The organism is Sphingomonas sp. CCH5-D11 (assembly GCF_001557395.1).
Classification (GTDB): Bacteria; Pseudomonadota; Alphaproteobacteria; order Sphingomonadales; family Sphingomonadaceae; genus Sphingomonas.
This window is the reverse complement of sequence record NZ_LSKH01000139.1, coordinates 1-12,100: the sequence shown is the minus strand read 5'-3', so window position 1 is coordinate 12,100 and position 12,100 is coordinate 1. Positions and strand designations below refer to the sequence as shown.

Below are 12,100 nucleotides of genomic sequence, written 5' to 3'. Positions count from 1 at the left end.
CCACAGCGTTCGCAATCAGGGCGCATTTCCAGCATGGCCGCGATCCTTAGGCCACCCGATCGGGCTGTGCCACCACCAGCGCTTCGAGAAAGCTGCGCACATCGCCCTCGATCGGCACCGGGCGGCCGGTGGGCAAATGAACGTTCACGCTCACCAGCTCGATCACGTTGCACAGCTCCCCATGCTGGTTGGCGATCTCGAACCTTTTGGTCACGCTGGAGGAGCCGATCCGCTCGATCCGAACGGACGTGTCCACCGTGTCGCCGAGCATCAGCGGCTTCAGGTAATCGACGTTGGCGCGGCGGACATGAAATTCCATGTCGCGCCATGTATCGCCCAGCGCCTTTGCGATTCCCGTCCAGTCCCAGAACTCGGTAACCGCGACATCGGCATATTCCAGGTAACGCGAGTTGAAGACGACGCGCTGCCCGTCGATCTCCGCATAACGTACCTTGAAGGCGGTGGAGAAAGCGAAGCCGGGGCGGGGCATGGGTTCAGTCCTGCGTTGGAATGGCAACCGAAACGGGGCTTCAGGCGCGCGGCCGGCGCCCTTGAACCGTCGCGGCTGGGGTTGAAACGGCGCGGCGCTTCTAGAGGATCAGCTTGAAGCCGACCACCGCCAGCGTGGCGGCGAGGATCGGCGTCAGCACCCGGTCCGTCACGCGCGACGCGATCAAGCTGCCGATCACGATGCCGGGGATCGATCCTGCCAGCAGCGACAGGAGCAGCATGACGTCGACCGAGCCGAGCCACCAATGGCCGACCCCGGCGATCAGCGTCAGCGGCACGGCATGGGCGATATCCGATCCGACCAGCCGGCTGACCGGCGCGGCCGGGTATAGCAGCAGGAGCGCCGTCATGCCGAGCGCCCCGGCGCCGACCGAAGTGAGCGAGACAAGCACGCCCAGCACGACGCCGAGCACCACCGTCCAGAGGGCAAGCGTGCGCGGTGCCATGCCGCGGAAGCTGGGGCCGATCGCGGCCACGATGCGGGCCCGGAAGAAAGTCGCCGCGGCGGTACAGACCAGCGCCAGCCCGAGCACGAACGCGATCGTGGCGCCGCTGTCCGCGCCACGCTCCGCGCTTCGGCTGAGCAGCAGCAACGTCACCGTGGCCGCCGGAAGGCTGCCGGCGGCGAGGCGGCGAACGATCTTCCAGTCCACCGTGCCGCGCAGGCCATGCACCGCGCCGCCCACCGTCTTGGTGGCGGAGGCGTAGATCAGGTCGGTGCCGACCGCCGTTGCCGGGTGAAAGCCGAAGGCCAGCACGAGCAGCGGCGTCATCAGCGATCCGCCCCCCACGCCGGTCAGTCCGACGAGCATTCCCACCAGGATCCCGGCGAGGGAATATAACGGATCATAGCCGATCATGCGTTACCCGCGGCGGGCGACGGGTGCGTGATCAACCGGCGTTCCGCGCCGGTACGTTCACGCCCATGCTGGCGAGATACTTCTTCACGTTGCGCGCCGCCTGGCGCAGCCGCTGTTCATTCTCGACCATGGCGATCCGAACGAAGCCCTCCCCGTTCTCACCATAGCCGACCCCCGGCGCCACCGCGACCTTGGCATGGGTGAGTAGCTGCTTGGAGAACTCCAGGCTGCCCATATGCGCCAGCGCCGGGGGCAAGGGCGCCCAGGCGAACATGGACGCGCGCGGGCTTGGAATCTCCCATCCGGCACGCGCGAAGCTTTCCACCATCACGTCGCGACGCTTGTGATAGAGGCGGCGGTTCTGCTCCACGATGTCCTGCGGCCCGTTCAGCGCGGCACAGGCGGCCGCCTGGATCGGGGTGAAGGCGCCGTAATCGAGATACGACTTCACCCGCGTCATGGCCGCGATGAGCGTCTTGTTGCCCACCGCGAAGCCGATCCGCCAGCCGGCCATGGAATAGGTCTTGCTGAGCGAGGTGAATTCGATCGCCACGTCCTTGGCGCCCTTCACCTGCATGATCGAGGGCGTCGGATTGCCGTCGTAATACAGCTCCGAATAAGCGAGGTCGGAAATGATCCAGACCTGATTGTCGCGCGCCCAGGCGACCAGCCGCTCGTAGAAGGCAAGGTCCACCGCCTCCGCGGTCGGGTTCGACGGATAGTTGACGACCAGGATGCTCGGGCGCGGCACGGTGAAGGCCATCGCGCGCTCGAGGCTTTCGAAATAATGCTCGTCGGGCGTCGTCGGCACCGCGCGGATCGTCGCGCCGGCGATGATGAAGCCGAAGGTGTGGATCGGGTAGCTCGGATTGGGCGCCAGGATCACATCGCCCGGCGCGGTGATCGCGGTGGCGAGGCTGGCAAGGCCCTCCTTCGATCCCATCGTCACCACGACTTCCGTCTCGGGGTCGATGTCCACGCCGAAGCGGCGGCCATAATAATTCGCCTGGGCACGGCGGAGACCCGGAATGCCCTTGGACGCCGAATAGCCGTGCGCATCCGGCTTCTGCGCTACCTCGACCAGCTTCGCGATCACATGCGGCGGCGGGGGCAGATCCGGATTGCCCATGCCAAGATCAATGATGTCCTCACCCGCCGCGCGCGCCTGGGCCCGCATCGCATTGACTTCAGCGATCACGTAGGGCGGCAGGCGCTTGATGCGGTAGAATTCGTCGGACATGGCATCCTCTGGGGAACAGGAGCGCATGGCATAGACGCTGCGCGGGGCCAGCGGAAGCGGCACCACCATCGCCGGCGGATAGCTGTCCTTCGCCCAGCGCCCATCCCGGGCGAGCGTCGGGATGGCGGTTGGTGGTTTCGCCCCGAGGTCGCTATGCTCCTCTGCGGAGAGTAGAAATGACCGACCAGCCCGCGCCGCCGAACCTTGCCGACCTTCAGCATTGGACCTGGGTGATCGGCCGCGCGCAGCAGATGATGCTGGAGCAGGGGCTCGCCATGACCGACGCCCGCGCCGCCCAGGGCTCGGCGCCCCCGGATGGCCCAGGGGGCAAAGCAGGCGATTTCTGGTCGGAGAGCCTGTCGCTGTGGCAGCAGTTCCTGGCCACCAGCATCGCTCCGCAGCCCGCGTCGGCGCCCGGCGGACGCGTGGACAAGCGCTTCGCCGCCGCCGCGTGGCATCAGAACCCGCTGTTCGCCTGGATCCGTCAATCCTACGAACTGCTTGCCGATCACCTGCTGCGCAGCGTCGATACGCTGGCGGGCGTGGACGACGAGCAGCGGGCGCAGCTTCGGTTCGTCATGCGCGGGTTCGTCGATGCGCTCAGCCCGACGAATTTTCCGCTCACCAACCCCGAAGTGATCGAGCGCACGTTGGAAACGCGCGGCGAAAATCTGCTGAAAGGGCTGCAGCATATGCTGGCGGACATCAGCCGCGGGCAGATGACGCACACGCCGGCAGACGCGTTCGAGCTCGGCCGCAACCTTGCCACCACGCCGGGCAAGGTGATCCATCGCACGCCCTTGTTCGAGCTGATCCATTACGCGCCCACGACGCCAGAGGTGCTGGCCACGCCGGTCGTCATCTTCCCGCCCTGGATCAACCGTTTCTACATCCTGGATCTCACGCCTGAGAAAAGCTTCATCCGCTGGTGCCTGGACCAGGGGATCAGCGTCTTCATGGTCTCCTGGAAGTCGGCTGACGCCAGCATGAAGGACGTTGTCTGGGCCGATTATATCGCTGCGCAGATCGAGGCGGTGGACGTGATCCGCGGTCTGCTGGACGTCCCGTCGGTCCATACGATCGGCTATTGCGTTGCCGGCACGACGTTGGCCGCGACGCTGGCACTGCTGGCCGCGCGCGGGCAGTCCGACAAGGTGGCGAGCGCCACCTTCTTCACCGCTCAGGTGGATTTCGGCCGCGCCGGCGACCTCAAGAGCTTCGTCAGCGACGAACAATTGCAGATGCTCGCCGCATTGTCGCCAGAGGGGTATCTCGACGGCCGATTCATGGCCGCGACGTTCAATCTGCTGCGCGGGCGCGACCTGATCTGGAATTACGTCACCAACAATTACCTGCTCGGCAATGACTATGTGCCGTTCGACCTTCTCTACTGGAACGGGGACACCACCAACCTGCCGGTGCGATGGCACCAGGACTATCTGTGCGACCTGTACCGCGACAATCTACTCGTCTCGCCCGGCGCGCTTTGCGTCGACGACACTCCGCTGGATCTCGGCACGGTGACCACGCCCTCCTTCGTCCAGGCGGGGCGCGAGGATCATATCGCGCCGGCCGAAAGCGTGTGGGAGATAACCCGCCACTTTCGCGGGCCCGTCGAATTCGTGCTGGCGGGATCGGGCCATATCGCCGGGGTGGTGAACCCGCCCACCGCCGGCAAATATCAATATTGGACCAACGAGGCTCAGGTCGAATCGCTCGATGATTTCATCGCCGGCGCCACCGAGACCAAGGGGAGCTGGTGGCCACGCTGGCTCGGCTGGCTACATAGTCAGGGAGACGACAAAGTTGCCGCGCAGGGCGGGCGTCTGCCCGGCGGCGGCACCCTCCCGGCGCTGGAGGATGCGCCGGGCAGCTATGTGCGGGCCCGCTAAGCTCCCATGCTGCACTGCACAATGAGCTTGAACACCAGTGTGTTCTGTATTATTTTGCAGTGCAGCATAGCAGTTCAAGGCGGCCGGCATCATCCCGCACGAGACCGCCAATCGTGAGCGCCCCATAGGGGCGGTCCGCAGCAGCGCGAAGGAACGGACGATGGTCGAAGCATTTCAGTCGGTGACCGAACAGACAAAGGCGATGTTTGCGCAGGCAAACGAGCGCGCCAAGACGCAGATGGAGCAGGGCGCCAAGGCGTTCGAGGACATGAACGCATTCACCAAGAGCAACGTCGAGGCGATTGTTGAATCGTCCAAGATCGCGGCGCGCGGCTTCGAACAGATGGGCCAGGACGCGGCGACCTACATGAAGAGCTCGTATGAGAGCGCCACCGGCATGTTCCGCTCGATGGCCGCGATCAAGTCGCCGACGGAGCTGTTCCAGTTGCAAAGCGACTTTGCGCGTTCGTCGTTCGACGCCTTTGTCGCGCAGACCTCGCGCTCGACCGAAGCGGCGCTCAAGCTGGCCGGCGAAATCGCTCAGCCGATCTCGAACCGCGTTGCGGTTACCATCGATAAGGCGAAGCCCGCCGCCTGAGCGGCACACCCATTCGGGTAATTCATCACCCCGGTCCCGTTTCGGCGTCCCGCTACCTCCCTCCCGGTGGAGAAGGCAGCGGAATACCGGCACGGGGCCGGGGTGAGCTGCATTTGGTGTCCGCCACTCCCACTCCCGTTCGCCCTGAGCCTGTCGAAGGGCGTGTCACGCGCGTCTGCGCTTGAGGCACGTGCTTCGACAAGCTCGGCACGAACGCGTTGGGCGGCGGTCTTTCTGTTCCGCCGCTTGGTCGTCCGAGCGAGGTCGAGGGACATGCCCCAAACACCCGCGCTGCTGCGCCTCGGCTTCGCTGAGCACGAACGGCGCGGAAGAAGCGCACGCCCCAAACAAGATAGGGCCCCGGCATCGCTGCCGGGGCCCTTCCTGTATCACCCGAAGGCAAAGGATCGCTTAGTCGCGATCGCGGTCGTTCGTCAGGAACGCCGGGGCGAATTCGGGCGCGGGGCCGTCATCGTTGCCACCGCCGTTGCCGCCTTCCGAGCGCTCGCGGCGCGGGCCGCGGTCCCGACGCGGGCCGCGATCGCCACCACGGTCGCCGCCACGGCCACCACGATCGCCACCGCCCTCGCGGCGCGGACCACGATCGCCGCGATCACCGCGCGGCTCACGCGGTTCGCGTGCCGGACGGGTGTCCTCCAGCTCGGCGCCGGTCTCCTGGTCGACGACGCGCATCGACAGGCGAACCTTGCCGCGCGGATCGATCTCGAGGACCTTGACCTTTACTTCCTGGCCCTCGGACACGACGTCACCCGGCTTTTCGACGCGCTCGTTCTTCATCTCGGAGACGTGGACGAGGCCGTCCTTGCCGCCCATGAAGTTCACGAAGGCACCGAAATCGACGATGTTGACGACCTTGCCGGTGTAGATCTTGCCGACCTCGGCCTCTTCGACGATGCCCTTGATCCAGTTGATCGCGGCCTCGATCTGCGAGTGATCGGACGAGCTGATCTTGATCACGCCCTCGTCGTCGATGTCGACCTTCGCGCCGGTGGTGGCGACGATCTCGCGGATCACCTTGCCGCCGGTGCCGATGACGTCGCGGATCTTCGACTTGTCGATCTGCATCGTCTCGATACGCGGGGCATGGGCCGAGAGCTCGGTGCGAGTTTCGCCCAGCGCCTTGTTCATCTCACCCAGGATGTGCGCGCGGCCTTCCTTGGCCTGGTTCAGCGCGGCTTCGAAGATCTCCTTGGTGATGCCGGCGATCTTGATGTCCATCTGCATCGTGGTGATGCCTTCGGACGTGCCCGCCACCTTGAAGTCCATGTCGCCGAGGTGATCTTCGTCACCCAGGATGTCGCTGAGGATCGCGAAATCCTTGCCTTCCAGGATCAGGCCCATGGCGATGCCCGACACCGGGCGCGCGATCGGCACGCCGGCATCCATCAGCGCCAGCGACCCGCCGCACACCGACGCCATCGACGACGAGCCGTTCGACTCGGTGATGTCGCTGGTCAGGCGGATCGTGTAGGGGAAGTCCTCCTTGGTCGGCAGCACCGGGTGCAGCGCACGCCACGCCAGCTTGCCATGGCCGACTTCGCGGCGGCCCGGCGCGCCGAAGCGGCCCACTTCGCCGACCGAGTAGGGCGGGAAGTTATAGTGCAGCATGAAGTGCTGGTACGACAGGCCGTTCAGACCATCGATCATCTGCTCCGCATCGCGCGTGCCGAGCGTCGCCGTGGCGATCGTCTGCGTCTCGCCGCGGGTGAAAAGCGCCGAGCCGTGCGCACGCGGCAGGAAGTGCGTTTCCGCTTCGATCGGGCGGATCTGCGTGGTGGTGCGGCCGTCGATGCGCTTGCCGTCCTTCAGGATCGCCTGACGGACGATGTTCGCCTCCAGCTTCTTCACCAGCTTCAGCGTGCCGAGATACTGGGCGGGATCGCTTTCCTTCAGGTCAGCGAACGCCTCACGCGCCTTGGCGCGCGCCTCGTTCAGCGCGTTCTGGCGCTGCTGCTTGTCGGTCAGCTTGTAGGCGGCGGCGATGTCCTTGCCGATCGCCTTGTCGAGCTTCTTCATGGTCGCCGACTTGTCGTCGACCGGCGCCAGCTCCCACGGATCCTTGGCGGCCTGTTCGGCGAGCTTGACGATCGCCTTGACGATCTCGCGGCAGGCGTCGTGCGCGAACAGCACGGCGCCCAGCATGATCTCTTCCGACAGCTCCTTGGCTTCGGATTCGACCATCATCACCGCGTCGTAGGTGGCGGCGACGACCAGGTCGAGCTGGCCCTCTTCGACCTGCTTGTCGGTCGGGTTCAGGATGTACTCGCCATCGACATAGCCGACGCGCGCGGCGCCGATCGGGCCCATGAACGGCACGCCCGAAATCGTCAGCGCTGCGGACGCGGCGACCATCGAGAGGATGTCGGGCTCGTTCTCGCCGTCATAGCTCAGCACCTGAGCGATGGCGTTGATCTCGTTGTAAAAGCCTTCCGGGAACAGCGGGCGGATCGGGCGATCGATCAGGCGGGAGACCAGCGTCTCCTTCTCGGTCGCGCCACGCTCACGCTTGAAGAAGCCGCCCGGGATACGGCCGGCGGCGGAGAACTTTTCCTGATAGTGCACGGTGAGCGGGAAGAAATCCTGCCCTTCCTTGACCGTCTTGGCAGCGGTGACGGCGCACAGCACCACCGTTTCGCCGAGCGTCGCGATGACCGCGCCGTCAGCCTGGCGGGCAACCTTGCCCGTTTCGAGCGTCAGGGTCTTTCCGCCCCACTCGATGCTTACCGTTTTCTTGTCGAACATGTGATTTCCTTCACTCCGGCCGCCCTATGCAGCCGGGGCCTGCTTGAGCCAGTCTTGGCTCGTGCCAGTTGGCCTTATTGCCCCTTGGCGTTGCGCGCTCGCGACAGGCGAAGCGCATATGCGAGAAGGGCGCCGCAAGGGCGCCCTTCCGTGTTTACTTGCGAAGACCGAGCTTCGCGATGAGGGCGAGGTAGCGATCCCCGTCCTTCTTGCGGAGATAGTCGAGAAGCGAACGACGCTTGTTGACCATCATCAGCAGGCCGCGACGCGAATGGTTGTCCTTGGCGTGGCCCTTGAAATGCTCGGTCAGGTTCCGGATCCGCTCGGTCAGGATCGCGACCTGGACTTCCGGCGAACCGGTGTCGCCTTCGGCGCGGGCGTGATCCTTGATGAGTTCCTGGCGGCGTTCCGCAGTGATCGACATGTGTTTTCCTTCGACATCTTCTCAGAGGTTGAAGCCACGGACGACGCGAACCTCCCGGTTCAAGATTTCGACCAGCGCCACCGGCACATCGTGCAGGCAGGCGAAATACTGGCCATCGTCAGCAGCAATCCCGGCCAGAACGCGCCCCTGACGGAGCGCCCCTGCCTGGTCGGGGGTGAGGGATAGAGCCGGGATGTCGTCCAGCCCCGCCCTCAGCGGCAGGAGTAGGTGTTCAAGGGTGCGCGCCTTAGCGGCTTCGCCCAATTTGTCCAGCGATATCGCGTGGGAAAGGTCAAACGGACCTGCCTTCGTCCGCCTGAGATAGGTGACGTGGCCGACCGTTCCAAGGGCAAGCGCGATGTCGCGCGCGAGGGACCGGATGTAGGTGCCCTTGGAGACATGCGCGGTGAGGGTGACGTTGTCCACCAAATCCTCCCCGGAACGGAGAGGGGGACCGCTCGCCGAAGGCGAGTGGTGGAGGGGCTGGCCTGGCGGAACGGTTCCGCGCACCAGCCCCTCCACCGGCTGCGCCGGTCCCCCTCCCCGTTCCGGGGAGGAATGAAGAGCAAACACAGTGACGCTGCGGCTCTTGAGGACCACCTCCTCGCCCGCGCGCGCCAGATCATACGCCCGCTGCCCATCCACCTTTAGCGCCGAATAAGCGGGCGGCATCTGCTCGATCGCACCGGTGAACCGCGCCAGCACCGCTTCCACCTCGGCAAGCGACGGCCGCACGTCGCTCTGTGCGATCACCTTCCCCTCGGCATCCAGCGTATCGGTCTCCACCCCGAAGCGGATGGTGAAATCATATACCTTGTCGCTGTCGAGCATCCGCCCCGCGAGCTTGGTCGCCTCACCGAGCGCCACTGGCAGCACCCCCGACGCCAGCGGGTCCAGCGTCCCCCCGTGACCCACCTTCGCCTTGCCGTAGCCGCCCTCGCGCAGGCCGCACTTCACCGCGCTCACTCCCTGCGTCGAGCCCAGCCCCAACGGCTTGTCGAGGATCAGCCAGCCGTTCACGCGAACACCTGCGCAAAGGCGAGATACTGGCTCACCAGCCAATCGGCCGGTGGCCCGACCAGCTTCGCGACCACGCTCGCCTGCGGCCAGATCATCGGCACCACCACCAACAGGATGATGACGAGCGGAAAGCCGAACCGCGCCAGCTTCGCCCATTCCGCCGCCAGGCGCCGCGGCAGCACGCCCTGCACTACATGCCCGCCATCGAACGGCGGGATTGGCAAGAGGTTGAAGACGGCCAGGAAGATGTTGATCAGCAGGAAATTGACGAGGTTCGCCAGCACGAAGGCGGCGGCGCCCTGCGGCGGCCCCTCCATGCTCCCGAACCCCAGCCCGATCGCCACGGCGGCGACTGCCGCCAGCGCGAAGTTCATCCCCGGACCGGCCAGCGCCACCGCCACCATCCCCCAGCGCGGATTGCGCAACCGCCGGTGATCGACCGGCACTGGCTTCGCCCAACCGAACACCGGCGCCTTGGCAAGCGCCAGGCCCAGCGGCAGGATCACCGTGCCGACGGGATCGACATGCCGCAACGGATTGAACGACAGCCGCTTCAGCTGTGCGGCAGTCGGATCGCCAAGCGCGCGCGCCATCAGGCCATGCGCTACCTCATGGAACACGATCGCGATGATGAGCGGGATGATCCACACCGCGGCGGCGTAGATGGGGTTATCGGGGGTCATGATGCGCGAGATAGGGGGGCGTGCGGAGGAGCGCCAGCGCCTCTGGGCGTGGCACCCCATCTCGTTTTCGCTGAGCCTATCGAAGCACGGGCCAAGCAGCGGCGGGGCCTTTGGCACGCCCCCTTCGATCGCCTGCCTGCGGCAGTCGCTCAGGACAGGCTTCGACAGGCTCAGAGCGGACGGAAGGGTGGTCAGTTAGCGCATGCGCCAAACCCAACCGCCATCCCGGACTTGATCCGGGATCCATGGCGCCGCGATCGCTGTCCTTCATGGGTCGAGCGGCAGCGCGCGTGGGCGGATGGATCCGGATCAAGTCCGGGATGGCGTGAATGCGGGCGCCTCCCGCGTCGTCCCGAGCGAAGCCAAGGAACGAGCCCGGCGCGCCCCCGCTTCACACCGGCACCACACCCCGCTCCAGCGCCGCCACGAAATGCCGCCGGCACAGCGCCACATAAAGATCGTTGCCCCCGATCTCCGTCTGCGCACCCACCGCCACCGGGCGTCCGTCGGCATCCACACGAAGGTTCATCGTCGCCTTGCGCCCGCAGGCGCACACCGACTTTATCTCGATCAGCGAATCCGCCAGCGCGAGCAGCCGCGCCGATCCCTCGAACAGCGCGCCGCGGAAATCGGTGCGCAGGCCGTAGCACAGCACCGGGATGCCATCGCTGTCGGCCAGCCGCGCCAGTTGATCAACCTGGTCACTCGTCAGGAACTGCGCCTCGTCGACCAGCACGCAGGCGACCGTCGCCTCCGCATGGCGGTCCAGCACGCAGGCGGCGATGTTGGTGGCAGGGTCGAACATCGTCGCCGGCGCCGACAGGCCGATGCGCGACGTGATCGTTCCCGCCGCGAAGCGATCGTCGATCGCGGCGGTGAACAGCATCGTCTCCATGCCGCGCTCGCGATAGTTGAAATCCGCCTGGAGCAGGTTGGTCGATTTTCCTGCATTCATGCTGGCGTAGTAGAAATACAGCTTGGCCATGCCGCGATGTCGCCAATTGCGGATCGCGGCGCCACTGTTTTCGCATGGGGGGATACGAAGCGCCGCCCGACCATTGATCGCGCGAACCATAGAAGGACTCGCCGATGCTCCGTTCCTACCTCATGGGTCTTGCCGCCGGCCAGCGCGGCATCGTGCCCTTGGCCGCGCTCGCCACCGCCGGCCAGCGCGGCGCGATCGACGAAGACATGCCGCTCGCCAAATTGTTCAAGAACCCGCTGATCGCCTGGGGCGCCATCGCCTTCAGCGCGGCAGAGATGGTGGGCGACAAGCAGAAGACGGCGCCGGATCGGATCGTGCCGATCGGCTTGGCCGTACGCAGCGTCACCTCCGCCTATGCCGGCGCGGCGGTGGCGCCCAAGGGGCAGCGTGTGACGGGTGCGGCGATCGCATTGGGGACGGCGCTGGCCAGTTCGTACATCGGCTGGAGCATCCGCATGGCCGCATTGCGCCGCTACGGCCAGACCGCGACCGGCTTCGTCGAGGATGCGCTGGTACTGGCAACGGGTGTGGCGGCCGCCGATCCGCGGCTTGCGGGACGGCCTGCCTGATCGCCTCCGTCATGCCGGCCATGTGCCGGCATGACGGCGTGGCTTATTCCTCGCCGTCGCCCAGATCGCGCGCCACGGTGGGCGATCGTAGCAGCTGGTCGATATGGCTGCCTTCGTCGAAGCTCTCGTCGCTCAGGAACTTGAGCTTCGCGGCATATTTCATCTTCACCCGGTGCGCGACTTCGCGCTGCAGATAGGCGGTGTTGGTACGCAGCGCCTTCAGCACCGCCTCCTCATCCTTCCCCAGCAGCGGCTTCACGAACACCGTCGCGTGGCGCAGATCCGGCGACATGCGAACCTCGGTGATGCTCACCATGTGCGTCGCCAGCACGTCGTCATGCACGTCACCGCGCTGCAGGATTTCCGACAGGATATGCCGCACCTGCTCGCCGACGCGCAGCGTGCGAACGGATTTCTCGGGTTGATCGGTGTTCATTTCTTCGCTCCCTCTCCCCTCCGGGGAGAGGGCTGGGGAGAGGGGCAGCGTAAGAACACGACGCCCGTAACTGCCCCTCTCCCCTACCCTCTCCCCGCAAGCGGGGAGAGGGTAGGGGAG

The 12,100-nt window shown here is 65.9% G+C and carries 12 protein-coding genes; 3 read left to right on the top strand and 9 right to left on the bottom strand.

What is annotated here, in order from left to right:
* Positions 1-46: 46 nt before the first annotated feature.
* The 3 genes from AX702_RS09040 to AX702_RS09030 form a co-directional block, all read right to left on the bottom strand.
* Entirely contained in the window at positions 47-490 is a 444-nt protein-coding gene (locus tag AX702_RS09040) for an acyl-CoA thioesterase (RefSeq protein ID WP_066778683.1), read from the bottom strand.
* Between the two features lie 100 nt (positions 491-590).
* Positions 591-1,370 carry a sulfite exporter TauE/SafE family protein gene (locus AX702_RS09035; RefSeq protein ID WP_066778681.1) on the bottom strand — a complete coding sequence of 260 codons (780 nt, stop codon included), beginning with the start codon at positions 1,368-1,370 and terminating at the stop codon, positions 591-593.
* Positions 1,371-1,401: 31 nt separating this feature from the next.
* Complete coding sequence (locus tag AX702_RS09030) at positions 1,402-2,610, bottom strand: LL-diaminopimelate aminotransferase (protein WP_066778687.1); 1,209 nt, start codon at positions 2,608-2,610, stop codon at positions 1,402-1,404.
* 176 nt (positions 2,611-2,786) lie between these two features.
* Here AX702_RS09030 and AX702_RS09025 point away from each other — a divergent pair, with 176 nt between their 5' ends.
* Both AX702_RS09025 and AX702_RS09020 read left to right on the top strand, forming a co-directional pair.
* Positions 2,787-4,502, top strand: coding sequence for a PHA/PHB synthase family protein (locus AX702_RS09025; RefSeq protein WP_066778679.1), 1,716 nt, complete (start codon positions 2,787-2,789; stop codon positions 4,500-4,502).
* A 160-nt stretch (positions 4,503-4,662) separates the two neighbouring features.
* Complete coding sequence (locus tag AX702_RS09020) at positions 4,663-5,100, top strand: phasin family protein (protein WP_066778677.1); 438 nt, start codon at positions 4,663-4,665, stop codon at positions 5,098-5,100.
* 411 nt (positions 5,101-5,511) lie between these two features.
* Here the strand turns inward: AX702_RS09020 and pnp are convergent, their stop codons facing one another.
* The 5 genes from pnp to AX702_RS08990 all read right to left on the bottom strand — a co-directional run bounded on the left by pnp (position 5,512) and on the right by AX702_RS08990 (position 10,975).
* On the bottom strand, positions 5,512-7,863 hold the full coding sequence (gene pnp / locus AX702_RS09015) for a polyribonucleotide nucleotidyltransferase (RefSeq protein WP_066778675.1): 2,352 nt from the start codon (positions 7,861-7,863) through the stop codon (positions 5,512-5,514).
* A gap of 154 nt (positions 7,864-8,017) precedes the next feature.
* Positions 8,018-8,287, bottom strand: coding sequence for a 30S ribosomal protein S15 (rpsO, locus tag AX702_RS09010; RefSeq protein ID WP_046409695.1), 270 nt, complete (start codon positions 8,285-8,287; stop codon positions 8,018-8,020).
* A 21-nt stretch (positions 8,288-8,308) separates the two neighbouring features.
* Complete coding sequence (gene truB, locus AX702_RS09005) at positions 8,309-9,307, bottom strand: tRNA pseudouridine(55) synthase TruB (protein ID WP_231731794.1); 999 nt, start codon at positions 9,305-9,307, stop codon at positions 8,309-8,311.
* The gene (locus AX702_RS09000; RefSeq protein ID WP_066778671.1) at positions 9,304-9,990 is read right to left on the bottom strand and encodes a site-2 protease family protein; all 687 of its coding nucleotides are present in this window, start codon (positions 9,988-9,990) and stop codon (positions 9,304-9,306) included. The genes truB and AX702_RS09000 overlap by 4 nt, the downstream gene beginning before the upstream one ends.
* A 391-nt stretch (positions 9,991-10,381) precedes the next feature.
* Positions 10,382-10,975, bottom strand: a complete 594-nt coding sequence (locus AX702_RS08990) for a thymidine kinase (RefSeq protein WP_066778686.1) — start codon at positions 10,973-10,975, stop codon at positions 10,382-10,384.
* A gap of 104 nt (positions 10,976-11,079) precedes the next feature.
* Between AX702_RS08990 and AX702_RS08985 the strand changes: the two genes are divergently transcribed.
* On the top strand, positions 11,080-11,544 hold the full coding sequence (locus tag AX702_RS08985; protein WP_066778667.1) for a hypothetical protein: 465 nt from the start codon (positions 11,080-11,082) through the stop codon (positions 11,542-11,544).
* Between the two features lie 43 nt (positions 11,545-11,587).
* On the opposite strand, the gene rbfA is transcribed toward AX702_RS08985, so the two are convergent.
* Positions 11,588-11,980, bottom strand: coding sequence for a 30S ribosome-binding factor RbfA (rbfA, locus tag AX702_RS08980; protein ID WP_066778665.1), 393 nt, complete (start codon positions 11,978-11,980; stop codon positions 11,588-11,590).
* Positions 11,981-12,100: the final 120 nt, after the last annotated feature.

What these genes read in the sequence shown, in the direction of transcription:
- AX702_RS09040 (WP_066778683.1), bottom strand. Translation starts at nt 490, where the DNA reads ATGCCCCGCCCCGGCTTCGCTTTCTCCACCGCCTTCAAGGTACGTTAT.
- AX702_RS09035 (WP_066778681.1), bottom strand. Translation starts at nt 1,370, where the DNA reads ATGATCGGCTATGATCCGTTATATTCCCTCGCCGGGATCCTGGTGGGA.
- AX702_RS09030 (WP_066778687.1), bottom strand. Translation starts at nt 2,610, where the DNA reads ATGTCCGACGAATTCTACCGCATCAAGCGCCTGCCGCCCTACGTGATC.
- AX702_RS09025 (WP_066778679.1), top strand. Translation starts at nt 2,787, where the DNA reads ATGACCGACCAGCCCGCGCCGCCGAACCTTGCCGACCTTCAGCATTGG.
- AX702_RS09020 (WP_066778677.1), top strand. Translation starts at nt 4,663, where the DNA reads ATGGTCGAAGCATTTCAGTCGGTGACCGAACAGACAAAGGCGATGTTT.
- pnp (WP_066778675.1), bottom strand. Translation starts at nt 7,863, where the DNA reads ATGTTCGACAAGAAAACGGTAAGCATCGAGTGGGGCGGAAAGACCCTG.
- rpsO (WP_046409695.1), bottom strand. Translation starts at nt 8,287, where the DNA reads ATGTCGATCACTGCGGAACGCCGCCAGGAACTCATCAAGGATCACGCC.
- AX702_RS09000 (WP_066778671.1), bottom strand. Translation starts at nt 9,990, where the DNA reads ATGACCCCCGATAACCCCATCTACGCCGCCGCGGTGTGGATCATCCCG.
- AX702_RS08990 (WP_066778686.1), bottom strand. Translation starts at nt 10,975, where the DNA reads ATGGCCAAGCTGTATTTCTACTACGCCAGCATGAATGCAGGAAAATCG.
- AX702_RS08985 (WP_066778667.1), top strand. Translation starts at nt 11,080, where the DNA reads ATGCTCCGTTCCTACCTCATGGGTCTTGCCGCCGGCCAGCGCGGCATC.
- rbfA (WP_066778665.1), bottom strand. Translation starts at nt 11,980, where the DNA reads ATGAACACCGATCAACCCGAGAAATCCGTTCGCACGCTGCGCGTCGGC.